The 24,579-nt window shown below is 73.3% G+C and carries 26 protein-coding genes; 19 read left to right on the top strand and 7 right to left on the bottom strand.

The genetic code is table 11. The annotated features are described in order from the left end of the window. Position 1: 1 nt before the first annotated feature. The gene (locus tag QSK22_RS20185; RefSeq protein ID WP_285495804.1) at positions 2-820 is read right to left on the bottom strand and encodes an ABC transporter permease; all 819 of its coding nucleotides are present in this window, start codon (positions 818-820) and stop codon (positions 2-4) included. Beyond that, a complete protein-coding gene (locus QSK22_RS20180) occupies positions 817-1,743 on the bottom strand; it encodes an ABC transporter ATP-binding protein (RefSeq protein WP_285495803.1) in 927 nt (308 codons plus the stop codon). The genes QSK22_RS20185 and QSK22_RS20180 overlap by 4 nt, the downstream gene beginning before the upstream one ends. 182 nt (positions 1,744-1,925) lie before the next feature. Between QSK22_RS20180 and QSK22_RS20175 the strand changes: the two genes are divergently transcribed. From QSK22_RS20175 to QSK22_RS20135, 9 genes are all read left to right on the top strand, one after another. Then, positions 1,926-2,195, top strand: coding sequence for a DUF3040 domain-containing protein (locus QSK22_RS20175; protein ID WP_285495802.1), 270 nt, complete (start codon positions 1,926-1,928; stop codon positions 2,193-2,195). Between the two features lie 204 nt (positions 2,196-2,399). Continuing rightward, entirely contained in the window at positions 2,400-3,263 is an 864-nt protein-coding gene (locus QSK22_RS20170; protein ID WP_502872341.1) for a helix-turn-helix transcriptional regulator, read from the top strand. Next, the gene (gene sufB, locus QSK22_RS20165; protein ID WP_285495801.1) at positions 3,260-4,672 is read left to right on the top strand and encodes a Fe-S cluster assembly protein SufB; all 1,413 of its coding nucleotides are present in this window, start codon (positions 3,260-3,262) and stop codon (positions 4,670-4,672) included. Before QSK22_RS20170 ends, sufB begins: the two co-directional genes overlap by 4 nt. Beyond that, complete coding sequence (gene sufD, locus QSK22_RS20160) at positions 4,672-5,823, top strand: Fe-S cluster assembly protein SufD (protein ID WP_285495800.1); 1,152 nt, start codon at positions 4,672-4,674, stop codon at positions 5,821-5,823. Before sufB ends, sufD begins: the two co-directional genes overlap by 1 nt. Beyond that, on the top strand, positions 5,823-6,143 hold the full coding sequence (locus QSK22_RS20155) for a bifunctional 3-phenylpropionate/cinnamic acid dioxygenase ferredoxin subunit (protein ID WP_285495799.1): 321 nt from the start codon (positions 5,823-5,825) through the stop codon (positions 6,141-6,143). Before sufD ends, QSK22_RS20155 begins: the two co-directional genes overlap by 1 nt. 73 nt (positions 6,144-6,216) lie before the next feature. Beyond that, the gene (sufC, locus tag QSK22_RS20150) at positions 6,217-6,984 is read left to right on the top strand and encodes a Fe-S cluster assembly ATPase SufC (protein ID WP_285495798.1); all 768 of its coding nucleotides are present in this window, start codon (positions 6,217-6,219) and stop codon (positions 6,982-6,984) included. Beyond that, positions 6,981-8,243, top strand: coding sequence for a cysteine desulfurase (locus QSK22_RS20145; RefSeq protein ID WP_285495797.1), 1,263 nt, complete (start codon positions 6,981-6,983; stop codon positions 8,241-8,243). The genes sufC and QSK22_RS20145 overlap by 4 nt, the downstream gene beginning before the upstream one ends. A 95-nt stretch (positions 8,244-8,338) precedes the next feature. Next, a complete protein-coding gene (gene sufU / locus QSK22_RS20140; RefSeq protein WP_285495796.1) occupies positions 8,339-8,794 on the top strand; it encodes a Fe-S cluster assembly sulfur transfer protein SufU in 456 nt (151 codons plus the stop codon). Further along, complete coding sequence (locus tag QSK22_RS20135; RefSeq protein WP_285495795.1) at positions 8,791-9,159, top strand: metal-sulfur cluster assembly factor; 369 nt, start codon at positions 8,791-8,793, stop codon at positions 9,157-9,159. Before sufU ends, QSK22_RS20135 begins: the two co-directional genes overlap by 4 nt. Before the next feature lie 96 nt (positions 9,160-9,255). Here QSK22_RS20135 and QSK22_RS20130 read toward each other — a convergent pair whose 3' ends face one another. After that, positions 9,256-9,864, bottom strand: a complete 609-nt coding sequence (locus QSK22_RS20130) for a hypothetical protein (RefSeq protein ID WP_285495794.1) — start codon at positions 9,862-9,864, stop codon at positions 9,256-9,258. A 166-nt stretch (positions 9,865-10,030) separates the two neighbouring features. Here QSK22_RS20130 and QSK22_RS20125 point away from each other — a divergent pair, with 166 nt between their 5' ends. Together QSK22_RS20125 and QSK22_RS20120 are read left to right on the top strand one after the other, a co-directional pair. After that, positions 10,031-11,269: a sensor histidine kinase gene (locus tag QSK22_RS20125; RefSeq protein WP_285495793.1), complete on the top strand. Its 1,239-nt coding sequence runs from the start codon at positions 10,031-10,033 to the stop codon at positions 11,267-11,269. Then, entirely contained in the window at positions 11,266-11,952 is a 687-nt protein-coding gene (locus QSK22_RS20120; RefSeq protein ID WP_285495792.1) for a response regulator, read from the top strand. The genes QSK22_RS20125 and QSK22_RS20120 overlap by 4 nt, the downstream gene beginning before the upstream one ends. Before the next feature lie 54 nt (positions 11,953-12,006). Here QSK22_RS20120 and QSK22_RS20115 read toward each other — a convergent pair whose 3' ends face one another. Further along, positions 12,007-13,140 (bottom strand): EAL domain-containing protein, encoded by a 1,134-nt coding sequence (locus tag QSK22_RS20115; protein WP_285495791.1) that lies wholly within the window; start codon positions 13,138-13,140, stop codon positions 12,007-12,009. Between the two features lie 139 nt (positions 13,141-13,279). After that, positions 13,280-13,675 carry an ABC transporter permease gene (locus QSK22_RS20110; RefSeq protein WP_285495790.1) on the bottom strand — a complete coding sequence of 132 codons (396 nt, stop codon included), beginning with the start codon at positions 13,673-13,675 and terminating at the stop codon, positions 13,280-13,282. Between the two features lie 128 nt (positions 13,676-13,803). Between QSK22_RS20110 and QSK22_RS20105 the strand changes: the two genes are divergently transcribed. Genes QSK22_RS20105 through QSK22_RS20095 form a run of 3 tightly spaced genes read left to right on the top strand, consistent with a single transcriptional unit; the run spans position 13,804 to position 15,868 of the window. Next, complete coding sequence (locus QSK22_RS20105) at positions 13,804-14,442, top strand: AIM24 family protein (protein WP_285495789.1); 639 nt, start codon at positions 13,804-13,806, stop codon at positions 14,440-14,442. Positions 14,443-14,444: 2 nt separating this feature from the next. Further along, positions 14,445-15,098, top strand: coding sequence for an AIM24 family protein (locus tag QSK22_RS20100; protein ID WP_285495788.1), 654 nt, complete (start codon positions 14,445-14,447; stop codon positions 15,096-15,098). Positions 15,099-15,103: 5 nt separating this feature from the next. Then, a complete protein-coding gene (locus QSK22_RS20095) occupies positions 15,104-15,868 on the top strand; it encodes an AIM24 family protein (protein WP_285495787.1) in 765 nt (254 codons plus the stop codon). A 21-nt stretch (positions 15,869-15,889) separates the two neighbouring features. Here QSK22_RS20095 and QSK22_RS20090 read toward each other — a convergent pair whose 3' ends face one another. Continuing rightward, the gene (locus tag QSK22_RS20090; RefSeq protein ID WP_285495785.1) at positions 15,890-16,666 is read right to left on the bottom strand and encodes a VOC family protein; all 777 of its coding nucleotides are present in this window, start codon (positions 16,664-16,666) and stop codon (positions 15,890-15,892) included. A 248-nt stretch (positions 16,667-16,914) separates the two neighbouring features. Here QSK22_RS20090 and QSK22_RS20085 point away from each other — a divergent pair, with 248 nt between their 5' ends. From QSK22_RS20085 to QSK22_RS20075, 3 genes are all read left to right on the top strand, one after another. Next, the gene (locus QSK22_RS20085; RefSeq protein ID WP_285495784.1) at positions 16,915-18,513 is read left to right on the top strand and encodes an ABC-F family ATP-binding cassette domain-containing protein; all 1,599 of its coding nucleotides are present in this window, start codon (positions 16,915-16,917) and stop codon (positions 18,511-18,513) included. Between the two features lie 116 nt (positions 18,514-18,629). Then, positions 18,630-18,842, top strand: coding sequence for a helix-turn-helix domain-containing protein (locus QSK22_RS20080; protein ID WP_012852589.1), 213 nt, complete (start codon positions 18,630-18,632; stop codon positions 18,840-18,842). Between the two features lie 163 nt (positions 18,843-19,005). After that, complete coding sequence (locus QSK22_RS20075; protein WP_285495783.1) at positions 19,006-19,824, top strand: enoyl-CoA hydratase/isomerase family protein; 819 nt, start codon at positions 19,006-19,008, stop codon at positions 19,822-19,824. A 79-nt stretch (positions 19,825-19,903) separates the two neighbouring features. Here the strand turns inward: QSK22_RS20075 and QSK22_RS20070 are convergent, their stop codons facing one another. After that, positions 19,904-21,841, bottom strand: a complete 1,938-nt coding sequence (locus QSK22_RS20070; protein ID WP_285495782.1) for a Xaa-Pro dipeptidyl-peptidase — start codon at positions 21,839-21,841, stop codon at positions 19,904-19,906. Positions 21,842-22,137: 296 nt separating this feature from the next. On the opposite strand from QSK22_RS20070, the gene QSK22_RS20065 reads away from it, so the two are divergent. Next, positions 22,138-24,210 carry an ABC transporter ATP-binding protein gene (locus tag QSK22_RS20065; RefSeq protein ID WP_502872342.1) on the top strand — a complete coding sequence of 691 codons (2,073 nt, stop codon included), beginning with the start codon at positions 22,138-22,140 and terminating at the stop codon, positions 24,208-24,210. Positions 24,211-24,383: 173 nt separating this feature from the next. After that, positions 24,384-24,548, top strand: a complete 165-nt coding sequence (locus tag QSK22_RS20060) for a hypothetical protein (protein WP_285495781.1) — start codon at positions 24,384-24,386, stop codon at positions 24,546-24,548. The last annotated feature ends 31 nt before the right edge of the window (positions 24,549-24,579 follow it).

Raw genomic sequence — 24,579 nt, 5'->3', positions numbered from 1 at the left:
ATCACTCCCATCGGAAGAAGCGGGCGGCCAGGGCAAGGCCGGCGGCCGTCCACACCGCCAGGACCAGCAGCGGGCCGCCGGGGAGCGCCGCGCCGTCGCGCAGGACGTCGCGCAGCCCCTCGGCCAGTGCCGAGATCGGCAGCAGTTGCAGCGCGTCGCGTATTCCCGCGGGCAGGTCGTCCAGGGGGAACACCACGCCGCCCACCGCGAGCAGCAGGATGTAGACGAGGTTGGCGGCGGCGAGGGTGGCCTCGGCGCGCAGCGTCCCGGCCATGAGCAGCCCGAAGCCGCTGAACGCGGCGGTGCCCAGCAGCACCAGCGCCAGCACCGACAGCGGGTCGCCGTGCGGCCGCCAGCCCATGGCCGCGGCGACCGAGCAGATCACCGCCGCCTGCAGCACCTCCACCGCGACCACGGTGAGGGTCTTGGCGGCGATCAGCCCGGACCGCGGCAGCGGGGTGGCGCCGAGCCGCTTGAGGACGCCGTAGCGCCGCTCGAACCCGGTGCCGATGGCCTGGCCGGTGAACGCGGTGGACATCACCGCCAGGGCCAGGATGCCGGGCGTCAGGAAGTCCACCCGCGGCCCCGGGCCGAGGTCGAGCAGGGAGGTGGCGCCGAACAGCGTCAGCAGCACCACCGGGATGATCAGCGTGAGCAGCAGCTGCTCGCCGTTGCGCAGCAGGGTCCGCAGCTCGTAGCCGGTCTGCGCGAGGACCATGCGCGGGACGGGCGCGGCGCCGGGGGCGGGGGCCAGGTCGAGGGCGCCGTGCCCCGTGCTCTCGCGGGAGGTCCCGTGGGCGGTCTCGTGGGCCGGGGTCATGACCGCAGCTCCCGTCCGGTCAGCTCCAGGAAGACGTCCTCCAGCGTGCGCCGCTCGATGCGCAGGTCCTCGGTCATGACGCCGTGGGAGGCGCACCAGGCGGTGACGGTGGCCAGCAGTTCGGGGCTGACCTCCCCCTCGATCAGGTAGTGCCCGGCGGGCGACTCCTTGGCGGCGGTGCCCGGCGGCAGCGCCGCCAGCAGCTCCTCCAGGCCAAGGCCGGGGCGCGCGCGGAAGCGCAGCTGCCGCTCGGCGCCGGTCAGCTCGGCCGGGCTGCCCTCGGCCACGACGCGGCCGTGGTCGACGATGACGACGTGGTCGGCCAGCCGCTCGGCCTCCTCCATGTGGTGCGTGGTCAGCACGATCGACACCCCGGCGGCGCGCAGCCCCTCGACCAGCTCCCAGGTGGCGTGCCGGGCCTGCGGGTCCAGGCCGGTGGTCGGCTCGTCGAGGAACACCAGCTCGGGACGGCCCACCACGGCCACCGCCAGCGACAGCCGCTGCTGCTGCCCGCCCGACAGGCGCCGGAACGGGGTGCGTGCGTGCGCGGCCAGCCCGAGCCGGTCGAGCAGGGCGCCCGGGTCGAGCGGACGGGTGTGGAAGGAGGCGACCAGGCGCAGGAACTCGCCCGCGCGGGCCGTGCCGGGCACGCCGCCGGACTGCGGCATCACCCCGACCCGCGGCTTCAACGCGCGCGCGTCGGCGACCGGGTCGAGCCCCAGCACGTGGACCGTTCCCGCGTCGGCGCGGCGGAACCCCTCGCAGATCTCGATCGTGGTGGTCTTGCCCGCTCCGTTGGGGCCGAGCAGCGCGGTGACGGCCCCCCGCGCGGCACGCAGCGACAGGCCGTCCACCGCGACGGTCCGGCCGTAGCGTTTGACCAGGCCGTCCAGCTCCAGCGCGTCGCCTTGGGGGGAAGCCATGGAGTCGAGTTTAGGTCCGGCCCCCGGCGCGGCCGTGCCCGGTGCCCCGGAAACGGCCCCCGCCCCGCCGGCTCCCCTCCGCTCGCGGCCCGTCGCCGCCGCCACCCGGGCCGGCTGGTCAAAGGCCGGATAAGGGTCAATAAACTGGCTGTTTACCTGCAAGTTCGCGTTGCGGGGAAGACATGGCGCTGTCGCCGTCGGAGTGGCGGATCCTCAGGGAGCTCGCCGAGCTGACCGCCGCCGAGGACCCGGACTACGTCCAGCGGCTGGCGACCTTCGGCGGCCACGAGCCGGGCGAGGCCGTCCTGCCGGACCGGGGGCGGGGGCTGGTCCCGGTCGTGGCGGCGGGCGCCCTGGTGGTGCTGGGCTTTGCCGCCACCGCCGTCGCCGTCGCGGCGTTCGAGGCCGCGGGCGGGCGCAGGCGCGCCTCGTCCGGCCGCTTCCGCCGCTGATCCGCAATACCGCGGCCATTTCCGATCAGTGTGACACCGATCAGTGTGACACTCGTGTCGGATGTGGCGGAACGGAAAACCGAAAACGGTGAGGGGACCCGCCGCCGACGCACTTCTTAGGTAAGCCTTACCTGCGTGACCTATGACATCGAGATCCGGTTGGTCGCGGGGAAGGAATTACGGCACACTGATGTTGTGAAAAACGTGAGCGGGGAACCGACGAGGACGCAGACCGCGGGCGCGCGGTCCGGCGTGCCGTCGCCTGGCCACGCCATCGGGGCGGAGGAGCGGCACGGCACGGCCGAGCGCGACACCCGCGCCCGGGTGGCGCGGCTGATCCTCGAGCACGGTCCGATCACCGCCTCCGCGCTGGGCGAACAGGTGGGCCTCACGCCCGCCGCCATCCGGCGGCACCTGGACGCGCTGCTCGCCGAGGGGATGATCGAAATCCGCCGGGCCCGGCCGCAGGCGCGGCGCGGGCGCGGCCGCCCGGCCAAGTGGTTCGCCATCACCGACGCCGGGCGCAGCGCGTTCGTGCACGCCTACGACGACCTGGCGACCGCGGCCCTGCGCTTCCTGGCCGAGAAGAACGGCGACCGCGCGGTGGCCGAGTTCGCCCGCCGGCAGATCGCCGACCTGGAGCGGCGCTACCACCCGGTCGTGCAGGCGGCCCCGCCCCACCAGCGGGTCCGCAAGCTGGCCGAGGCGCTGTCGGGCGACGGGTACGCGGCGGCCGCGGCCGAGGCGCCCCGCCCCGGCGGCGGCGAGCAGCTGTGCCAGCACCACTGCCCCGTCGCGCACGTGGCGGCGGAGTTTCCGCAGCTGTGCGAGGCCGAGACCGAGGCGTTCAGCCGCCTGCTGGGCACGCCCGTCCAGCGCCTGGCGACGATCGCCCACGGCGACGGCATCTGCACCACCCACGTGAGTCCGCGGTCCCTGTGCGAGGAGGCCGGCGTGTCGCCCTCCGGGCGGCCGCAGGGCTCGCCGTCTCCGGCGGCGGACGCGGGGAGTGGCTCCCCCGAAATGAATCTGACCAGTGACGAGGAGTCCGGGAGGACCTCCCTATGACCACGGCAGCCCACCCCGAGCTGGAAGGGCTCGATCGGTACAAGTTCGGTTGGGCCGACCCCGACACGGCCGGCGCGTCGGCGCGCCGCGGCCTGAACGAGGAGGTCGTGCACGACATCTCGGCCAAGAAGGGCGAGCCCGACTGGATGCTGGACCTGCGCCTCAAGGGGCTGCGGCTGTTCTCCAAAAAGCCGATGCCCACCTGGGGTTCGGATCTGTCCGACATCGACTTCGACAACATCAAGTACTTCGTCCGCTCCACCGAGAAGCAGGCGGCGAGCTGGGAGGAACTGCCCGCCGACATCAAGAACACCTACGACAAGCTGGGCATCCCCGAGGCCGAGAAGCAGCGGCTGATCGCCGGCGTGGCGGCCCAGTACGAGTCCGAGGTGGTCTACCACAAGATCCGCGAGGACCTCGAGGAGAAGGGCGTCATCTTCCTGGACACCGACACCGGGCTGCGCGAGCACCCGGAGATCTTCCAGGAGTACTTCGGCTCGGTGATCCCCGCCGGCGACAACAAGTTCGCCGCGCTGAACACCGCGGTGTGGTCGGGCGGCTCGTTCATCTACGTGCCGCCGGGCGTGCACGTGGAGATCCCGCTGCAGGCCTACTTCCGGATCAACACCGAGAACATGGGCCAGTTCGAGCGGACCCTGATCATCGTCGACGAGGGCGCCTACGTGCACTACGTCGAGGGCTGCACCGCGCCGATCTACAAGTCGGACTCGCTGCACTCGGCGGTCGTGGAGATCATCGTCAAGAAGGACGCCCGCTGCCGCTACACGACCATCCAGAACTGGTCGAACAACGTCTACAACCTGGTCACCAAGCGCGCCGTCGCCTACGAGGGCGCCACCATGGAGTGGATCGACGGCAACATCGGCTCCAAGGTCACCATGAAGTACCCGGCGGTGTACCTGCTGGGCGAGCACGCCAAGGGCGAGACGCTGTCGATCGCGTTCGCCGGCGAGGGCCAGCACCAGGACGCGGGCGCCAAGATGGTGCACGCCGCGCCCAACACCTCCTCCACCATCGTCTCCAAGTCGGTGGCGCGCGCCGGCGGCCGCACCTCCTACCGGGGCCTGGTGCAGATCCAGGAGGGCGCCCAGCACAGCAAGTCCACCGTCAAGTGCGACGCGCTGCTGGTCGACCAGATCAGCCGGTCCGACACCTACCCGTACGTGGACGTGCGCGAGGACGACGTGGAGATGGGCCACGAGGCCACCGTCTCCAAGGTGTCGGAGGACCAGCTGTTCTACCTGATGAGCCGGGGCCTGAGCGAGGACGAGGCCATGGCGATGATCGTGCGCGGGTTCGTCGAGCCGATCGCGCGCGAGCTGCCCATGGAGTACGCGCTGGAGCTGAACCGGCTGATCGAGCTGCAGATGGAAGGGGCGGTCGGCTGATGGGCCTGGAGTCCGGTACTCCGGTGTCGACCCTGCACGAGAGGGAGTCCTACAAGGTCGGCGACTTCGAGGTGCCCACCGGGCGCGAGGAGGAGTGGCGGTTCACCCCGCTGCGCCGCCTGCGCGGCCTGCACAACGGCACCGCCGCCGAGGGCGGCAAGGTCGTCGTGGACGTCGAGGCGGCGCCCGAGGTGACCGTGGAGACCGTCGGCCGCGACGACGAGCGCCTCGGCCGGGCGTACGTCCCGGCCGACCGGGTCAGCGCGCAGGCGTGGGAGTCGTTCGACACCGCCACCGTGATCACGGTGCCGAAGGAGGCCGTGGCGTCCGCGCCGACCGTGGTGCGGCTGCGCGGCGAGGACGCCTCCGGCGCCGCCTACGGGCACACCACCGTCGTGGTCGAGCCGTTCGCCGTGGCGACCGTGGTGCTCAGCCACCGCGGGTCGGCCACCTACGCCGACAACGTCGAGTTCGTGGTCGGCGACGGCGCGTCCCTGTCGGTGATCAGCCTGCAGGACTGGGAGGACGACACCGTCCACGTGTCGCACCAGCACGCCCGGCTCGGCCGCGACGCCCGCTTCACCGGGCACAACGTGTCGCTGGGCGGCGACCTGGTGCGCATCTCCCCGTCGGTGGCCTACACCGGCCCCGGCGGCGACGCCGAGCTGTACGGGGTGTACTTCGTCGACGGCGGCCAGCACCTGGAGCACCGGCTGCTGGTCGACCACGCCGTCCCGCACTGCCGCAGCCGCGTCGACTACCGCGGCGCCCTGCAGGACCAGGACGCGCACGCGGTGTGGATCGGCGACGTGATCATCCGCGCGGAGGCCGAGGGCACCGACACCTACGAGCTGAACCGCAACCTGGTGCTGACCGACGGCACCCGGGTCGACTCGGTGCCCAACCTGGAGATCCTCACCGGCGAGGTGGTCGGCGCCGGGCACGCCTCGGCGTCCGGCCGGATGGACGACGAGCACCTGTTCTACCTGCAAGCCCGCGGCATCCCCCGGGACGAGGCGCGCCGCATGGTGGTGCGCGGGTACCTCGGCCAGCTGATCGACAAGATCGAGGTCGCCGAGGTGCGCGAGAAGGTCGCCGAGGCGATCGAGGAGGAACTGGACAAGGGGCTGGACCAGGGGGCGGGTGAGTGATGCCGTACGTCAAGGTCTGCCCGCTCGCCGACGTCCCGGCCGACGGGGCGCTCGCCGTGGAGGTCGAGGACACCCCGGTGGCGCTGGTCCGCTCCGGCGACGAGGTGTTCGCCGTCAACGACATCTGCTCGCACGCCGAGGTGTCGCTGTCGGAGGGCGAGGTGTACGACGGCACGATCGAGTGCTGGCTGCACGGCTCGTGCTTCGACCTGCGCACCGGCAAGCCCACCAACCCGCCCGCCACCCAGCCGGTCGCCACGTACCGGGTGAAGGTGCAGGACGGCGACGTCTACGTCTCGCTCGACGGCGGCGACGAATAGCCCGCCGGCCCGGGCGACGGGCGTCCGCCACCACGAGACCGGCTCCGGACACGACAGAGAGTTCACAGAAGACATGGCCACCCTTGAGATCCGCGACCTGCACGTCTCCGTCGGCGAGGGAACCGACGGGGCCAAGGAGATCCTGCGCGGGGTCGACCTGACCGTGCGGTCCGGCGAGACCCACGCGATCATGGGGCCGAACGGCTCCGGCAAGTCCACCCTCGCCTACGCCATCGCCGGCCACCCCAAGTACGAGGTGACCGCGGGCACCGTCACGCTGGACGGCGAGGACGTCCTGGCGATGAGCGTCGACGAGCGCGCCCGCGCCGGGCTGTTCCTGGCGATGCAGTACCCGGTCGAGGTGCCGGGCGTGTCGGTGTCCAACTTCCTGCGCTCGGCGGTCACCGCGGTGCGCGGCGAGGCGCCCAAGCTGCGCGACTTCTCCAAGGAGATGCGGCAGGCGATGCAGAACCTGTCCATCGACCCGGCGTTCGCCCAGCGCAGCCTGAACGAGGGCTTCTCCGGCGGCGAGAAGAAGCGCCACGAGATCCTGCAGCTGGAGATGCTCAAGCCCAAGATCGCGGTGCTGGACGAGACCGACTCCGGTCTGGACGTCGACGCCCTCAAGGTCGTCTCCGAGGGCATCAACCGCTTCTCCGCGGGCACCGACACCGGCGTGCTGCTGATCACGCACTACACCCGCATCCTGCGGTACGTGAAGCCCGACTTCGTGCACGTGTTCGCGGGTGGCCGGGTCGTCGAGGCGGGCGGCCCCGAACTGGCCGAGGTCCTCGAGAACGAGGGCTACGAGAAGTACGTGAAGGCTGGCGCGTCGCGATGAGTCTGCTGCCCGAGGAGATCAAGAAGGACTTCCCGCTGCTGGCGCGCACCGTGCGGGGCGGGCGGCCGCTGGTCTACCTCGACTCGGGGGCCACCTCGCAGAAGCCGACCGCCGTGCTGGAGGCCGAGCGGGAGTTCTACGAGCGGCGCAACGCCGCCCCGCACCGCGGCGCGCACCTGCTGGCCGAGGAGGCGACCGAGGCGTACGAGTCGGCGCGCGCCACCGTCGCCTCGTTCATCGGCGGGACGCCCGGCGAGATCGTGTTCACCAAGAACGCCACCGAGGCGCTCAACCTGGTGGCGTACGCGATGAGCAACGCCGCCACCGCGGGGCCCGAGGCCGAGCGGTTCCGCGTGGGGCCCGGCGACGAAATCCTCGTCAGCGAAATGGAGCACCACGCCAACCTGGTGCCCTGGCAGCAGCTGTGCCGGCGCACCGGCGCCACGCTGCGCTGGTTCGGGCTGACCGACGACGGCCGGCTCGACCTCGACGACCTCGACGCGCTGCTCAACGAGCGCACCAAGCTGGTGGCGGTGACGCACCAGTCCAACGTGCTGGGCACCGTCCCGCCGGTCGAGCGGATCGCCGAGCGCGCCCGGCAGGTCGGCGCGCTGCTGGTGCTGGACGGCGCGCAGTCGGTGCCGCACCAGCCGGTGGACGTGTCCCGGCTGGGCGCCGACTTCCTGGTCTTCTCCGGGCACAAGATGCTCGGCCCCACCGGCATCGGCGTGCTGTGGGGCCGCCGCGAGCTGCTGGAGGCCATGCCCCCGTTCCTCACCGGCGGGTCGATGATCGAGGTGGTGCGGATGGAGGAGACCACGTTCGCGCCGCCGCCGCAGCGCTTCGAGGCGGGCGTGCCGATGACCGCGCAGGCCGTCGGGCTGGCCGCGGCCTGCGACTACCTCACCGGCATCGGCATGGACCGCGTGCACGCCCACGAGGAGGCGCTGGTCGCCTACACGCTGGAGCGGCTGGGCGAGGTCCCCGGCGTGCGGGTCGTCGGCCCGCGCACCACCGAGTCGCGCGGCGGGGCGGTGTCGTTCACCGTGGACGACATCCACCCGCACGACGTCGGGCAGGTGCTGGACGAGCTGGGCGTGGCGGTCCGCGTCGGCCACCACTGCGCCTGGCCGATCTGCCGCCGGTACGGCGTCCCCGCCCTCACCCGGGCGACCTTCTACCTGTACAACACTCTGGCGGACGTGGACTCCCTGGTCGACGGGGTGCGCAAGGCGCAGGAGTTCTTCGGAAGGCGCTGACTTCACAAAGACGCCGAGCCGCGCGCCGGTTGTACCCAGGGGACGTCTCCGGCGCCCCGCCCCGGCGGGAACGTCCACCGGAAGGAAAGGAAGCCATGCAGCTTGAGGCGATGTACCAGGAGGTCATCCTGGACCATTACCGCAACCCCCACAACAAGGGGCTGCGGGAGCCGTACGAGGGCGAGGCGCACCACGTCAACCCGACGTGCGGCGACGAGGTGACGCTGCGGGTGCACCTGGAGGGCGAGGGCCAGGACGCCCGCGTCGCCGACGTCTCGTACGACGCCTTGGGCTGCTCCATCAGCCAGGCCAGCGCCTCGGTGATGACCGACCTGGTGATCGGCCGGTCGGTCAAGGAGGCGATGGCCGTCGGCGACGAGTTCCTGGCCCTGATGCAGTCGCGCGGCCAGGGCGAACCGGACGAGGACGTGCTGGAGGACGCGGTCGCGTTCGCCGGGGTGTCCCAGTACCCGGCCCGGATCAAGTGCGCCCTGCTCGCCTGGATGGCGTGGAAGGACGCGACCGCCCGAGCTCTCGGAGAGGCATCATGAGCGATAAGCCCGGCACCGGCACCCAGCCCGCCGCCGACACCCCGGCGGCCGAGGGCGGGGGCGTCGCCGAGGAGGAGATCCTGGAGGCGCTCAAGGACGTCGTGGACCCCGAGCTGGGCATCAACGTCGTGGACCTCGGCCTGGTCTACGGCGTCCACCAGGACGCGGACACGGTCACGTTGGACATGACGCTGACCAGCGCGGCCTGTCCGCTCACCGACGTCATCGAGGACCAGGCCGCCAGCGCGTTGGACGGCCTGGTCAAGGACGTGCGGATCAACTGGGTGTGGCTGCCGCCGTGGGGCCCCGACAAGATCACCGAGGACGGCCGCGAGCAGCTGCGCGCCCTCGGCTTCAACGTCTGACCCGCCTTCGGCATCTGCTGACGGAGCGCGTCCGGAGCCACCGCGCGCGGCCCCGGATGCGTCCCGGCGGTGCCCGTGTGTCCGGCCCGCCCGTCGTCACCGGCGGGTTTCGCCGCGACCGCCCGCCGCGGCCGTGTCCCGCCCGTCCCCTCCGCCGTTGCGTCCGGCGCCGTCGTCGGGACGGGCCGGCCACAGCGTGTGCGTGATCGGCCACAGCGACCAGATCGCCAGGATCACCGTCAGCCGCAGCACCCAGCCGAGCAGGGCCTCGGTGCGGTCGGCATCGCCAACCATCGCGATCATGCCGAGCAGCACCCCGCAGCCGATCGCCCAGGCGATCGCCGCCTTGCCGAACTCGCGCCATTCGTGGCGGGTGCGCTCGGGGGCGTAGCGCGGTGCGCCTTGGGGCGGCGGCCCGCCCGCGAAGCGGTGCGCGAACCGCTCGTCCGCCCACCGCACCCAGCCGTGCCCGAACGCCACCGAGTAGCCCAGGTAGGCCGCCGCGAGGCCGTGGGAGAACCCGGCCGTGGCGCCGTGCCGCAGGTCGATCACCGTGGCGGTCAGCAGCACCACGTCCAGCAGCGGGACGCTCACCAGCAGCACGGCGCTGACGCGGCGCCACCGCAGCAGGTAGCGCGCGGCCAGGCCGGCCGCCAGCACCGCCCAGAAGCCGATCTCGCAGGCGGCGATGATCGCCAGAAGCATGGTCCCTCGTTCCGTCGTCGCCCGGCCGCCGCCGGGCGTCGACGTCCAGGATCCCGGCGCAGGCGGGCGCGTTCCTCGGCGCGGAAGACGAAACCGGGGGTCCTACGAACGATGTACGCCGCCCCCTCTCCCAGGCGGATCGCGGCGGTTCCCGGAGGATGCTGAGATGGAGAGCGTGCCGTCCCCCGTGCAGCCCGCCGTCCGCCGTCTCCGCGTGACGCGGCAGGACACCCTGATCGCCGTCGCCGCGCTGGCCGGCGGTTTGCTGCTGCTGGCCGTGCACGCCTACGTGCGCTGGAGCGACGACTGGGACCCCGGCCTGGCCTGGCGGGCGCTGCCGCTGCTGGGGATGTGCGCGGCGGTGCCGTTCCGGCGCACCGCCCCGCTTCCCGCGCTGGCCTGGGCCACCCCCTTCAGCCTGCTCGACGCTGCCATGGGCGTGAGCTTCGCCGTCGTCGTCCTCTACGGCGACGCCCTGTACGCGGCCGCCGTGTACGGTCGGCGGCGCCACACGGGGGAGTGGCTGCTGGGCGCGACCGCGGCGGTGACCGTGGTGCTGATGGCGGTCGTGGGCGTCGGCTGGCGCAGCTTCGCCGGCGCCGTCATCACCGGGGCGGTGGCGGGCGTGAGCTGGGCCATGCCGGTGATGACCGCCATGGCCGTGCGCGAGCACCGGGAGAAGGCCGAGGCGCAGCGGCTGCGCGCCGAGCAGATGGCGCGGCTGGCCGAGCTGGACCGGCGCGCCGCCGTCGCCGCCGAACGCGCCCGCATGGCCCGGGAGCTGCACGACGTGATCGCCAACCATCTCAGCGCCGTGGCCCTGCACTCGTCGGCCGTGCTGAAGATGCCCCACCTGGACCGCGCCGCCGTGCAGCGGTCCATGGAGGTGATCCGCGACAACAGCGTGCAGGGGCTGGAGGAGATGCGGCGCATGATCGGGCTGCTGCGCGACGACGGCGAGCCCGATCCGGCCGCCGCGCCCCGCCTGGCGGATCTGGGCGACCTGGTCGCGCGGACGCTGCGGTCCGACCTGGACGCCCGGCTGACGGTGGCCGGGCGGCCGCGCGAGCTGCCCGCCGCCGTCGAGCTGGCCGCCTACCGCATCGTCCAGGAGTCGCTGACCAACGCGCTCAAGCACGCCGGCCCCGGCCGCGCCGAGGTGCTGCTGGAGTACCGGCCCGGCGGCGTCGCGGTCACGGTGCGCAGCCCGCTCGGGCCGGACGGCTCCCGCCTGCCAGGGGCCGGCAGCGGCCTGGTCGGGATGCGCGAGCGCGCCGCCGTGCTGGACGGGACGTTCACCGCCGGGCCCGAGGGGCCCGCCTGGGTGGTGCGGGCCGAGCTGCCGGCCGCGCCGCCCGCCTGCGACGCCGAGGACGACGACCGGGTAAGGGAGGCGACCGCGTGATCAGGGTGCTGGTGGCCGACGACCAGGCGGCCGTGCGGGCGGGGCTGGTGCTCATCCTGGGCGCCGCCCCCGGCATCGAGGTGGTCGGCGAGGCCGCCGACGGGGAGCGGGCCGTGGCGCTGGCCCGGGAGCTGCGCCCGGACGTGGTGCTCATGGACGTGCGCATGCCCCGCCTGGACGGCGTGTCGGCCGCCCGGGATATCTCCGGGTTCGCCGACGTGCTGGTGCTGACCACGTTCGACCTGGACGAGTACGTCTTCGGCGCGCTGCGGGCGGGCGCGGCCGGGTTCCTGCTCAAGGACGTCGAAGCCGACCGGCTGGTGGAGGCGGTGCGCACGGTCGCGGCCGGGGACGGGGTGATCTCGCCCCGGGTGACCCGCCGGCTGATCGGGGCCTTCGCCGCGCGGTCCGCCGACCCGGCGGCGCGGCCCGACCCGCAGGCGCTGGCCGCGCTGACGCCGCGGGAACGCCAGGTGTTCGCCTGCCTGGGCCAGGGCCTGACGAACGGGCAGATCGCCGAGCGGCTCGCCATGGCCGAGACGACCACCAAGACGCATGTCAGCCGCATCCTGGCCAAGCTGGGGCTGCGCAGCCGGGTGCAGGCGGCCATCCTCGCGCAGGAGGCCGCCGCTGGCGGCTTTTCACCGCCGATCGCCCGTTCTGAGTCGTCCGAGGGTGAATGACCGCTTCACGGCCCTCTCAGCGCGCCGGCCGCGCCCCGGCGGGCCGGGCCCGGTTCACGGGGACAGGCCGCGGATCAGGTCGGCGACGCGGACGATGCCCAGGCAGCGCCCCACCTCGTCGGTCACCACCAGGTCGTCGTACACGCGCTCGTCCTCGTGGCCTGCGGCGCGCAGGGCGGCGATGGCGGGCACCGTGCGGGGGACGACGCGCGGCGGGTCGGCCAGCCGCATCGCGGGCTTGTGCGCGTGCAGGGCGTGCCCGTACGCCCCCGACAGTTGCAGCAGGAAGCGGGTGCGGTCCACCGTGGCGCGGGGACGCTGCCCCTCGTCCACCAGCACCACGCTGGTGGCGCCGGTCTCGGAGTTGAGGGCGGTGAGCACCTCGTCGGCCGTGGCGGTCACGGGGAGCGTCATGGCGGGCAGCGTGAACTCCGACACCCGCGGCCCCAGCTCCGTATCGGGACGCGGCGAGCGGGGCGCCTCCCGGGCCGCCACCGGCACGGTGATGCGCATGCCGGGCCGCCACTCCGGCGGCGCCAGCGCCGGCCCCTGCACCAGCCGAACGCCCGCCTCCCGCGCCTGCAGCACGTGCTCCTCGGTGGACAGGCCGGGGGCGAGCACATGGGTGCCCAGCCGGTGCGTCAGCTCGACCAGGGCCGTCACCAGCGCCGCGCGGCGCCGGTCGGAGCCGGTGCGGCGGGCCAGATCGGCGTCGATCTTGACCAGGTACGGGACGGCGTCGGCGAGCAGGTCCAGCGGCACCGGGGAGGCGCCGAGCCCGCCGAGGCCTACCAGGTAGCCCGCGCGGCGCAGCCCGCGCAGGCCGCCGAGCAGCGCGGGCCGGTGCGCCGGGTGGAACGCGCCGGACACGCAGACGATCATCTCGCCCGGGCGGCGCCCGGTCTCGGCCAGCCCGCGGTGCAGGTCCGCCAGCGTCGACTCGCCGTGCGCGATGGTCGCGGCGCGGACGCCGACCTGCAGCGGCAGCCGGGTGCCCAGCTCGGCGGCGGCGCGGGCGGCCGCCACCGCGCGGCGCACGTCCTCGGCGGCGGGATCGGGGCGCGCCATGGGCGGCTCCCCCTGCCCGGGGGCGCTGTGCGCCTCCACCGCGACGACCGCGCCGGTGCCGAGGTCGACCACCGGCTGGAACACGGCGCGCGCCGGAATCAGGACATCTCGGGCGGACACAGCGGCATCATGCCGCTCTCACCAGGCCAAAAACCACAGTTGTCGGGAGAAGTTAACGCACTGTTCGTCCGGATCGGCGACACGGACGGCGCGTTCACGCTAAAAGATCAAGGGCGGGCGTCAGGGCCGGGCGCCCGGCTCACAGGGAGCGGCCGCCGAACGTGGCCGACAGCGCGTAGGTCGCCCCGGCCAGCGCCGCCAGCCAGGCGTACGGCGCGATGTCGGCGCCGCGCAGCCCCTGCACGATCACCGCGGCGACGATGGCGCCGGTGAGGACGTCCCCGGTCAGGGCCGCCGCGCGGGCGTGGGCGCGGGCCCGGTGCCCGGTCCCGAAGCCCTCGGTGCCCGGCAGCGCGGGCTCGTACCGCCGGTACCCCAGCAGCAGGGCGTAGCCGGCCAGCACCGCCAGGGCGACGAGCCCGGTGCCGGCCCGGCCGTCGGCGGCGAGCAGCACCGCGACCAGCACTCCGGCGGCCAGGGCCAGTCCGGGTACGGCCCAGCGGCTGAGGCGGCGGCGTTCGGGCGCGATCCACATGGCGGCCATCTTCCCGGATCGGCGCACCGATCAGGAGGGCAACGCGCCGGGCACGGGCGGACGCGCGGCGCGGGGGCGCCGCCGTGGGGCGGTGCGCCCCGGTATGCGCGCAGGTATGTTCTGGATCCGTGGCGCGATTTCGACTGAACGGCTCGAAGATGCTGGCCGTCGAGCTGGCCGGGGACACGATCAGGGCGCTCAACGGGTCGATGGTCGCCTACGACGGCCGGATGACGTTCAAACGCCAGGGCATCTCCGGCGGCGAGGGGCTGCGCGGCGCGCTCAAGCGCCGGATCGCCGGGGAGGGCATGACGCTCATGGAGATCACCGGCCAGGGCACCGTGTACCTGGCCAGCGAGGCCACTGAGGTCACCCTCGTCCCGCTGAACGGCGAGGCCTTCTTCGTGGAGTCCGAGAGCCTGCTGGCGCTCGACGGGCGGCTGCGGACCGGCGTGCAGTTCGTCGGGCTGCGCGGCATGGGCACCGGGCAGGGCCTGGCCACCACCAAGGTGGAGGGGCACGGCACCGTGGCGATCCTGTCCGACGGGCCCGCCATCGCCCTGGAGGTCACCCCGCAGACGCCGCTGAGCGTCGACCCGCACGCCTACGTGGCCCACTCCGGGCAGCTGCGGCAGGACGTCGTCACCGACGTCAACTGGCGCACCGTGCTCGGCCAGGGCTCGGGGGAGAGCGTGCAGTTCCGGTACCAGGGGCACGGCGTGGTCTACGTCCAGCCGGCCGAGCGCGGCGGAATCCTGGAGGTCTGAGCATGCCCGGATACCAGTCGATCACCTCCAAGATGGTGCGCGTGCCGATCGGCCCCGGCCAGGAGGTCTACAGCAGGCGCGGCGCCATGCTCGCCTACACCGGGCGCGTGCACTTCGCCCCGTCCACCACCGCGGGGCAGGGCATCGCGGGCGCCCTCGGCCGCGCCGTCGCCGGCGAGCGCACCGAGATGATGCACGTCACCGGGCAGGGCAGCGTGATGTTCGGAAAGGCCGGGCTGCACGTCACCGTCGTCGAGCTGTCCGGCGGCGACACCCTGTACGTCGAGGCCGACCGGCTGCTGGTGCACGACGCGAGCCTGCGGGTCGGCACCATGTTCCTCGGCGAGCAGGGCGGCATCGGCGGGGTGATCCGCGGCGCCGTCAGCGGCCAGGGCCTGTTCACCACCACCCTCACCGGCGACGGCTCGTGCGCGCTGCTGACGCACGGCGGCGTCATGGAGATGCCGGTGACGCCGCAGCGGCCGGTGCACGTCGACCCCCAGGCGTACGTGGCGCACCGCGGCCGCCTGCAGAACAAGCTGACCACGGCGGTCGGGCTGCGCGACCTGATCGGCCGCGGGTCCGGCGAGGCCTTCCAACTGCAGCTCGTCGGCGACGGCGTCGTCTACGTGCAGCCGAGCGAGAGGAAGATCTGACCACCGTGACGCCCCCCACCTCCCCGACCGTGTACAGCGCGGCCACGCTGCCGGCCAACGACAACGTCACCGCCTACGCCTTCTGCGTGGACCTGGACGGCCAGTGGTTCGCGCAGAAGGGCAAGATGATCGCCTACTACGGCGACATCCGCTTCCAGGCGCTGTCGTCCGGGCCGCTGGACGCGCTGGTCGCCGCCAACTTCCACTCCCCGCTGTACTCCCAGGACTGGATCGTCGCGCAGGGCCGCGGCAAGCTGCTGCTGGCCGACCGCGGCTTCGACGTCAACTCCTACGACCTGGACGACGGCAACCTGACCATCCGCGCCGGGAACCTGCTGGCGTTCGAGCCGGGCCTGGAGCTCAAGCAGTCGATCATCCCGGGGTTCCTGACGCTGATCGGCACCGGCCGGTTCGTGGCCGCCTCCAACGGCCCGGTGCACTTCGTCGAGCCGCCCATCCGGGTCGATCCGCAGGCGTTGCTGGGCTGGGCCGACTGCCCCTCGCCCGCGCACCACTACGACCACTCCTACATGCGGGGCGTGATCGGCGCGGCGCGGTCGATGTTCGGCATCGGCGGCACCTCGGGCGAGGAGCACCAGTTCGACTTCACCGGGCAGGGCACCGTGCTGATGCAGTCGTCGGAGGTGGTCGCCGACGAGGACGCGCTGCTGCGCGACCTGGAGGGCCAGATCGGCGTGCTCGGGGTGTCCGGCCTGCAGCGCCTGCACCACACGATCGGCCGGCGGCTGGCCGCCGAACGCCAGGACTGACCGCCGGCCGACGGCGGTGCGTCACACCGAGTCCGGCACCCGGTCCGGCGGCCGGACCAGGCGGAACTCGGCGCCGAACGGGTCCCTGACGTGCGCCATCCGGCCGTACGGGGAGTTCCACGGCTCGCCGTCGAGCGCGCCGCCCGCCGCCTGCACGGCGCGCACCGCCGAGTCCACGTCGTCGACCTCGAAGTAGCTCAGCCACTGCGAGGAGGCGGCGCCCGGCTCGCCGTGGATGCCGCCGACCTCGTGGCCGTCGGGGCGCCGCAGCAGCGTGTAGTCCATATCGCCCGCGATCGGCTCGGTGGTGTAGTCGAACAGGTTCCGGTAGAACTCGCGGGCCTCGTCGGCGTCGCCGGTCACCAGCTCGTTCCACACCAGCGCGCCGGGCTCGTTGACCAGCCGTGCGCCGATGTGCGCGCGGCCCTGCCACAGGCCGAGCCCGGCGCCCACCGCGTCGGTGACGATCGCCATCCGGCCGAGGTTCATGACGTCCATCGGCTCGTGGACGACCTCGCCGCCCGCGTCGGCGGCCCGCTTGGCCGCGCCGTCGCAGTCGCCGGTGGCGAAGTACACGGTCCACCCGCACGCGGCGCCCTCCTCGGTTGAGCGCATGACGCCCGCGACCGGCTCGCCGCGCAGCAGGCACAGCCGGTACCCGCCCGTCTCGGGCCCCTGGTCCCGGAGCTCCCAGTCCAGGACGCCGCCGTAGAACCGCCCGGCCGCCTCCAGGTCCGGGACGCCCAGCTCCAGCCAGGTGGGCGTGCCCTCGGGCTGGTTGGTGGTGACGTGGCTCATCGCGCTCTCCCCTCGTGCGCTCGCCCCACGCCGCATCGCCCGTCCCTTTCATCCTGGCATTCCGGGTCCGCGGGGCCCGCGCGGGCGCCGCGCGAGCGTCGAAATCCGGTTGCGTGCGTCTCGTACACTGATCAGATGGTCTCGCTCCCGAGCTGACAGGACCCCGGGCGCGTCATGGTCGCGGACCGTGACGCGCCTTGTGCTGCCGCCCGTCCGTCGAACCTCTCCGTCAGGGAGCCCTGTCTACCGTGATCACTGCCAACGACATCGAGCTGCGCGCCGGATCCCGGCTGCTGATCGAGGGCGCCACGTTCCGCGTCAACCCGGGCGACCGGGTGGGCCTGGTGGGCCGCAACGGTGCCGGCAAGACCACCCTCACCCGCGTGCTGGCCGGGGAGGCGCTGCCCGCCGCGGGCAGTGTCACCCGCTCGGGCAGCCTCGGCTACCTGCCGCAGGACCCGCGCGAGGTCGATCTGGAGGAGACCGCCCGCGACCGGATCCTGTCGGCGCGCGGCCTGGACCAGGTGCTGCGCGACCTGCGGGCGGCCGAGGAGGCGATGGCCACCGCCGTCGACGGCGAGCGCGACCGCGCGGTGCGCCGCTACGGGCGGCTGGAGGAGCGGCTGCACGTGCTGGGCGGGTACGCGGCCGAGGCCGAGGCCGCGTCCATCGCCTCCAGCCTGGGCCTGCCCGACCGGGTGATGGGCCAGCCCCTGGGCACCCTGTCGGGCGGCCAGCGGCGCCGCGTCGAACTGGCCCGCATCCTGTTCTCCGGCGCCGACACGCTGCTGCTGGACGAGCCCACCAACCACCTGGACGCCGACTCCATCCTGTGGCTGCGCGACTTCCTGCGCTCCCACCAGGGCGGCCTGGTCGTCATCAGCCACGACGTGGGCCTGCTGGACGCGGTGGTCAACCGGGTGTTCCACCTGGACGCCAACCGCTGCGTCATCGACGTCTACAACGTCGGCTGGAAGACCTACCTGGCCCAGCGCGAGACCGACGAGCGGCGGCGCAGGCGCGAGAGCGCCAACGCCCAGCGGCAGGCGGCGGCGCTGCTGGCGCAGGCCGACAAGATGCGCGCCAAGGCCACCAAGGCCAAGGCGGCCCAGCAGATGGACCGCCGGGCCCGGCAGCTGCTGGCCGGGGTGGAGGGCGAGCGGCGGGCCGACAAGGTCGCCAAGATCCGCTTCCCGGACCCGGCGCCGTGCGGCCGCACCCCCCTCACCGCGGAGGGTTTGTCGAAATCGTACGGATCTTTGGAGATTTTCTCTGATGTGAGCCTGGCCGTGGACCGGGGCAGCCGGGTCGTGGTCCTGGGCCTGAACGGGGCGGGCAAGACGACGCTGCTGCGCCTGCTGGCCGGGGTCGACAAGCCCGACTCCGGCACCGTCGTCGCCGGGCACGGGCTGCGCATCGGGTACTACGCCCAGGAGCACGAGACCCTGGACACCGACCGGACCGTGCTGGAGAACATGCAGTCGGCCGCGCCCGGCCTGGCGCCGGTGGAGGTCCGCAAGATCCTGGGCTCCTTCCTGTTCTCCGGCGACGACGTCGACAAGCCCGCCGGGGTGCTGTCGGGCGGGGAGAAGACCCGGCTCGCGCTGGCCATGCTGGTGGTCTCCAGCGCCAACGTGCTGCTGCTGGACGAGCCCACCAACAACCTCGACCCGGCCAGCCGCGAGGAGATCCTCAACGCCCTGCGCACCTACACCGGGGCCATCGTCCTGGTCACCCACGACGAGGGCGCCGTGGAGGCGCTGCGGCCGGACCGGGTGATTTTGCTGCCGGATGGTGTCGAGGACATCTGGAGTGACGAGTTTGCCGATCTGGTGGCACTTGCGTGACCTGCGGGGCAGCTTCTGCAGATCTTTTCTGGCGGAGTGGGTAGCCGAACGCGCGGGAATGACTGATCATGGCGGGGGATAACGCAGCGGTCACCACATCACTACGGGAGGTACTCGTGGCCGAGACCCTTAAGAAGGGCACCCGCGTGACCGGTGCCGAGCGCGACAAGCTGGCGGCCGAACTCAAGAAGAGGTACGACTCCGGCGAGAGCATCCGCGCCCTGGCAGCCGCCACCGGTCGCTCGTACGGTTTCATCCACCGGATTCTCACCGAGTCCGGCGTCAACCTGCGGGGGCGCGGCGGCGCCACCCGCGGCAAGAAGTCCTGACCGGACGCTAGACCCCCAAAGGAGCGCACCGTCCGACCCGCCCCCGCAGCCGACCGAGTATCGTTCGGTTTCGCGGCGGCGGGTCGGTTCGTATCCGGCCCCGGTGCCGGGAGCCGGACCCGCCCCGCCGCGCCAGGGCATCACAGCGGAAGGGGACCGTCACATGTCGGACGCCAGGGTGCAGCAGCCGCGGCCGGAACCGGCCGCACCACCGGACGCGGCGGAACTGGCCGAAGCGGGGCTGCTGCTGGAGGTCGACGGCGCGGTCGCCACCGTCACGCTGAACCGCCCCGAGCGCCGCAACGCGATGACCTTCGCCACCTGGCGGGGCCTGGCCCGCATCGGCCGGACGCTGCCGCCGCAGGTGCGGGTCGTGGTGCTGCGCGGCGCGGGCCCGTCGTTCTCGGCCGGCATCGACCTGGCCATGTTCTCCGGCGGCGAGCAGCCCGACGGCTCCGACGCCGAGGCCACCGACCGGCTCATCGCCGAGCTGCAGGAGGGCTACCTGTGGCTGCGCCGCCCCGAGATCGTGACGATCGCGGCCGTGCACGGCCACGCCATCGGCGGCGGCTTCCAGCTCGCGCTCGCCTGCGACCTTCGGGTGGCCGCCGACGACGCGGTGTTCTGCATGAAGGAGCCCGCGCTCGGCCTGGTCCCCGACCTGACCGGCACCAAGCCGCTGGTGGACATCGTCGGGGTGCCGCGCGCCCTGGAGCTGTGCCTGACGGCGCGCAACGTGCCCGCCGAGGAGGCCGCCCGCCTGGGCATCGCCGAGATCGTCACCCCGCGCGACCGGCTGGACGAGGCGGTGCGCGGGCTGGTCGACTCGCTGCTGGCGGTGAACGCCGGCGCCGCCGCGGCCACCAAGCGGCTGCTGCAGCAGGCGCCCGGCAACACCCTCCAGGAGCAGTGCGCCGCCGAGCGCCGCGAGCAGATCGGCCGCCTGCGCGAGGTGTTCGGCGCCGGGCGGTCGGCGACCTGACCGCCCCGGCCGCGCGGACGGGCCGTCAGGGGAGCCGCGCCGTCCTGACGGCCCGTCCGCGCGCTGGCGCCGCGCCGCCCTATCCGAGGCCCTCCAGCGAACCGCCCGGCGCCACCGGGAACAGCAGCCTGCTGCTGCCCGGACGCACCGTCAGCCGCGTGCCCGCCGGGTAGCGCAGCGTGAAGTCGTGGTCGGTGGACAGCACTACCACGCCGATGCGGTGGCCGGGTTCGAACACGTAGTCGGTGGGCTCCAGGTCCCAGCGGAACGTGTACTCCCTGCCCGGCGCGATCGGCTCGGTGCGGCTCGGGCTGTGCCGGTTGCGGACGTCCAGCCACCCCCTCGTCACGATCTTGAAGGGGGCGGTCTCGGTGCGCAGAGCCTGCCGCGTGGTGCAGCCGTCGTCGCCCGGGACGCCCTCGCCGTAGCAGACGCGTTCGCCGGTGTCGACGCGGGCGCCGGTGGGGCGGGTGTCGGTGCCGTAGTCCACCAGCAGCGCCGTCAGGTATGGCGACCGCTCGTCGGAAGCGGCCGCCCCGTCATCGAACGACGCCCTCACCGACATCCGGGGGATGCCGTTGACGCGGACGGCCTCCTCCAGCTCCGGCGTCAGGTAGACCAGCCGGTTGGGGTCGGCCCGGTCCTCGCCGACCAGCAGCTGCTCGGCGGTGCGGGTGCGGCCCGCGTCCACCATCGACTGCGGCGCGCCCGGACGCGGACGCGTCGACAGGACCCCCGGCTGCCCGTCCGCGCCGGCGTTCAGGCTCAGCGGCACGGTGCGGGTCCCCGGGACCGGCCAGTCGCGCGCCGTCTCCCAGCGGCCGGGGGCGCGTTCGATGTCGACGCGCGGCTCGGCGGTGATGCCGTTGCGGATCCCGTACAGCCACCGGTCGAACCAGTGGTGCGTCTGGCGCAGCCACTCCTCCAGCCGCCAGCGGAAGGGGGTGGCATGGTCGCCCTGGTGCAGCCACAGCTTCCGCGGCACACCCGCCTCCTTGAGGGCGTTCCACCACTGCACGGAGTTCTTGACCTTGACGTTCCAGTCGTTCAGGCCGTGCACGACCATCACGGCGGCCTTGACCTTGCGGGCGTCGCGGACGTAGTCGCGCTCCGCCCACACCTTGCCGTAGTCGCCGGTCTCGCGGTCCTGGGCGGCGGTCAGCTCGTCGATGACCTTCGCGCACACCTCCGGGTTCTGGCGGGTGAGCACCACCTTGGCCAGCACGTCCAGGTCCTCGCCCTGGTAGCCGCCGGGCGCCACGACGCCGCCGTTGGCGCGGTAGTAGTCGTACCAGCTGGAGATCGCGGCGATCGGCACGATCGCCTTGAGCCCGGTGACGCCGGCGGCCGCCGCCATGTTGGGCAGCGTGCCGTTGTACGACTGGCCGATCATGCCGACGCTGCCGGTGGACCAGGTCGCCTGCACCGGGGCGCCGTCCGGGGCCCAGCCGCGGGCCCGGCCGTTCAGCCAGTCCACGGCGGCCTTGACCCCGGCCTGCTCGGCGCGGTCCCCGGAGGTGGGGCAGCCGGTGGAGCCGCCGGTGCCGATGCTGTCGAGGTTCGCCACCGCATAACCGCGCGGCAGGAAGTAGTTGTCGTAGTACCCGGGGAAGACCTCGGCCAGGTTCCGCTGGACCGCGGCGCCGGACCGGGCCTGCGCCCCGCCGATGTCCACCGGGTGCATCGGCACGTCGTCGTGGACACCCGCCCAGTACGGGCTGGGCTCCAGGATCGTCGGGACCCGCAGGCCCCGGTCGGTCTCCTTCGGGCGCATGATCCGCAGCCGGACGCGGTCGCGCACGCCGTCGCGGTCGCTGTCGGCCTCGGTCTCGATGTCGACGGTCTGGGTGACGGCGTCGGCGCGGGAGAACACCGGCTGGGTCTCCCCGTTCACCACCTTGATCTTCGGGACGGAGGGGCGGGCGGCCGCCCCGGCGGGCGGCGCGGTCGCGGCGGCCAGCGCGGCCGCGAGGGCGAGGGCGCCGGCGGCCCGCCCGCGCAGCAGACGTCGGGTCACGTGGGCTCCAGAGGGGGGTTGCGAGCCGGAAGACGTTGATCAGCACATCTACTATCCGGAGGCGGGGTACGTCCACGACAAGGCCGTATATGGCGGGTGCCGTGCGGTTGTGCGAATGTGCCGTCGCCGTCGCGTTACGCCCAGAGCTGACCTGGGAAGCCCGGATGCCGGCGATGTGTTGTGCTGTGCTGACGCAGATCTGATTACTTGATTACGAAGCACGTCGTCGTGTCGGACCATGGACGTGGCCGCCGGGGTGTCGCGGCCGCGCCGGACCCTCGGAGGTCGCTGTGGGGATGCCGGGAATGCCGGGCAACGGCTGGCAGGTGATGGCCTCGTTCCGCCGGGACGCGTCGGTCACCCGGCAGCGGCTCAAGCCCGGCACCGTGCGGCGCATCGCCGGCTACGCCCGGCCGTACGTCCGCGAGCTGGTGCTGTTCCTGACGCTCAACGCGCTCACCGCCGGCATCGTGGTGGCCAACCCGCTGCTGCTCAAGTCGATCATCGACCGCGGCATCGTGCAGGCCGACCACGCCGTGGTGGTGTGGCTGGCGGTCGCGGTGGCCGGGCTGGCGCTGCTGGAGGCCGTGCTCGGCCTGGCCCAGCGGTGGTACTCGGCGCGCATCGGCGAGGGCCTCATCTACGACCTGCGCACCCAGGTCTTCGGGCACGTCCAGCGGCAGCCGGTCGCGTTCTTCATGCGGGCGCAGACCGGGTCGCTGGTCAGCCGGCTCAACAACGACGTCATCGGCGCCCAGCGCGCCCTGACCACCACGCTGTCGTCGGTGGTGTCCAACGTGATCAGCCTGATCCTGGTGCTGGTCACCATGTTCGTGCTGTCCTGGCAGGTCACCCTGATCGCGCTGCTGCTGCTGCCGATCTTCATCCTGCCCGCCAAGTGGGTGGGCAAGCGGCTGCAGCGGGTCAGCCGCGAGCAGATGCAGCTGGACGCCGAGATGAGCTCGCTGATGACCGAGCGGTTCAACGTGGCCGGCGCGATGCTGGCCAAGCTGTACGGGCGCCCGGCCGAGGAGGAGGACAACTTCTCCCAGCGCGCCGCCCGGGTCCGCGACATCGGCGTCGTGGCCGCCATGTACGGGCGGGTGTTCTTCACCGCGCTGACCCTGGTGGCGGCGCTGGCCACGGCCATGGTGTACGGCGTCGGCGGCTTCCTGGTGGTCGACGGCAAATTCCAGCTCGGCACCCTGGTCGCCCTGGCCACCCTGCTGACCCGCATGTACGGGCCGCTGACCGCGCTGTCCAACGTGCACGTGGACGTGATGACCGCGCTGGTCAGCTTCGACCGCGTCTTCGAGGTGCTGGACCTCAAGCCGCTGATCGCCGACCGCGCGGACGCCCGCCCCCTCACCCTCTCCGCCGACGGCGACGGCACCGGCGCCGGCGCGGGCCCGCTCGTGAAGACCGGGAAGGGCGGCGGGAACGGGACGGCGGAGAAGGCCGCCGGCGCCGGCAACGGGCACGCCGCCGCGTCCGCCACCGCCAGGGGCAGGGCGGTCGAAGGCGAACGCGCCGCCCCCTCGATCGAGTTCGACCACGTGTCGTTCTCCTACCCGTCGGCCGCCGAGGTGTCCCTGGCGTCGCTGGAGTCGATCGCGCGCAGCGACAACGCCCCCGGCCGCGAGGTGTTGCGGGACGTGACGTTCACCGTCCCGCCGGGCCAGATGTACGCGCTGGTCGGCCCGTCCGGCGCGGGCAAGTCCACGATCACGCACCTGGTGTCGCGGCTGTACGACGTGTCCGGCGGCGCGGTGCGCATCGGCGGCCACGACGTGCGGGACGTGACGCTGGAGTCGCTGCGCGCCCAGATCGGCGTGGTCAGCCAGGACGCCCACCTGTTCCACGACACGATCGGCGCGAACATGCGCTACGCCCGCCCGGACGCCACCGACGAGGAGATCCTGGCCGCGCTGGACGCCGCCGCCATCGGCGACCTGGTCGCCGCGATGCCCGAGGGCCTGGACACGGTGGTGGGCGACCGCGGCTACCGCCTGTCGGGCGGCGAGAAGCAGCGCCTGGCGATCGCCCGGCTGCTGCTGAAGTCGCCGTCGGTGGTGGTGCTGGACGAGGCCACCGCGCACCTGGACTCCGAGTCCGAGGCGGCCGTCCAGCGGGCGCTGTCCACCGCGCTGGCCGGGCGCACCTCCCTGGTGATCGCGCACCGGCTGTCCACCGTCCGGGAGGCCGACCAGATCCTGGTGATCGACGGGGGCCGGGTCGCCGAGCGGGGCCGCCACGAGGAGCTGCTGCTGCGCGGCGGCCTGTACGCCGAGCTGTACCGCACCCAGTTCGCCCGCCAGGCCGACCCCGCCGAGCCCGCCCGGGAGGCCGAGCGCGCCGCCGCGGACTGACGGGTCCGTGCCTGATTTCTCCGGGCCTGCCGTTTTTCGGCCTGCTCTTTGCCGGGACGCGCCGGACCTGTCACCGGGCGGTCACCTCGGCGGCCTTCCCTGGGACGGCGGCCGGTGCGCGCCGCAGGGCGCCGGCGGCCGCGTCGTGGCACGCGCTGAGGAAGGAGCACGGCGTGCGTGTGACGATCAACCCCGGCCGCATCGTCAGGAGCGGGACGGGACGCTGCGCCGTCCTGGTGGTCGGCCTGGGCGCCGCGGGCGTGGCGATCGGCTGGCTCGGCCCCGGCCGGCTGTCCGGGGCGCAGCCGCCTGCGGCCGCGCCGGCCCGGCGCCGCTGACCCGCCGGCCTGGTTCGCAGACGACGGAGCC

The organism is Actinomadura sp. NBRC 104425, from assembly GCF_030269545.1.
Classification (GTDB): Bacteria; Actinomycetota; Actinomycetes; order Streptosporangiales; family Streptosporangiaceae; genus Spirillospora; species Spirillospora keratinilytica.
Note: the sequence above shows the minus strand (reverse complement) of the source record. Positions and strands in the feature narration are given on the sequence as shown.

Excerpts from the sequence above, each read along its gene's own strand:
- sufB (WP_285495801.1), top strand. The coding sequence starts at position 3,260 with ATGACCACGGCAGCCCACCCCGAGCTGGAAGGGCTCGATCGGTACAAG.
- QSK22_RS20090 (WP_285495785.1), bottom strand. The coding sequence starts at position 16,666 with ATGAGCCACGTCACCACCAACCAGCCCGAGGGCACGCCCACCTGGCTG.
- QSK22_RS20155 (WP_285495799.1), top strand. The coding sequence starts at position 5,823 with ATGCCGTACGTCAAGGTCTGCCCGCTCGCCGACGTCCCGGCCGACGGG.
- QSK22_RS20185 (WP_285495804.1), bottom strand. The coding sequence starts at position 820 with ATGACCCCGGCCCACGAGACCGCCCACGGGACCTCCCGCGAGAGCACG.
- QSK22_RS20110 (WP_285495790.1), bottom strand. The coding sequence starts at position 13,675 with ATGTGGATCGCGCCCGAACGCCGCCGCCTCAGCCGCTGGGCCGTACCC.
- QSK22_RS20145 (WP_285495797.1), top strand. The coding sequence starts at position 6,981 with ATGAGTCTGCTGCCCGAGGAGATCAAGAAGGACTTCCCGCTGCTGGCG.
- QSK22_RS20180 (WP_285495803.1), bottom strand. The coding sequence starts at position 1,743 with ATGGCTTCCCCCCAAGGCGACGCGCTGGAGCTGGACGGCCTGGTCAAA.
- sufU (WP_285495796.1), top strand. The coding sequence starts at position 8,339 with ATGCAGCTTGAGGCGATGTACCAGGAGGTCATCCTGGACCATTACCGC.
- QSK22_RS20065 (WP_502872342.1), top strand. The coding sequence starts at position 22,138 with ATGCCGGGAATGCCGGGCAACGGCTGGCAGGTGATGGCCTCGTTCCGC.
- QSK22_RS20175 (WP_285495802.1), top strand. The coding sequence starts at position 1,926 with ATGGCGCTGTCGCCGTCGGAGTGGCGGATCCTCAGGGAGCTCGCCGAG.
- QSK22_RS20100 (WP_285495788.1), top strand. The coding sequence starts at position 14,445 with ATGCCCGGATACCAGTCGATCACCTCCAAGATGGTGCGCGTGCCGATC.
- QSK22_RS20125 (WP_285495793.1), top strand. The coding sequence starts at position 10,031 with ATGGAGAGCGTGCCGTCCCCCGTGCAGCCCGCCGTCCGCCGTCTCCGC.
- QSK22_RS20135 (WP_285495795.1), top strand. The coding sequence starts at position 8,791 with ATGAGCGATAAGCCCGGCACCGGCACCCAGCCCGCCGCCGACACCCCG.
- QSK22_RS20130 (WP_285495794.1), bottom strand. The coding sequence starts at position 9,864 with ATGCTTCTGGCGATCATCGCCGCCTGCGAGATCGGCTTCTGGGCGGTG.
- QSK22_RS20075 (WP_285495783.1), top strand. The coding sequence starts at position 19,006 with ATGTCGGACGCCAGGGTGCAGCAGCCGCGGCCGGAACCGGCCGCACCA.
- sufD (WP_285495800.1), top strand. The coding sequence starts at position 4,672 with ATGGGCCTGGAGTCCGGTACTCCGGTGTCGACCCTGCACGAGAGGGAG.
- sufC (WP_285495798.1), top strand. The coding sequence starts at position 6,217 with ATGGCCACCCTTGAGATCCGCGACCTGCACGTCTCCGTCGGCGAGGGA.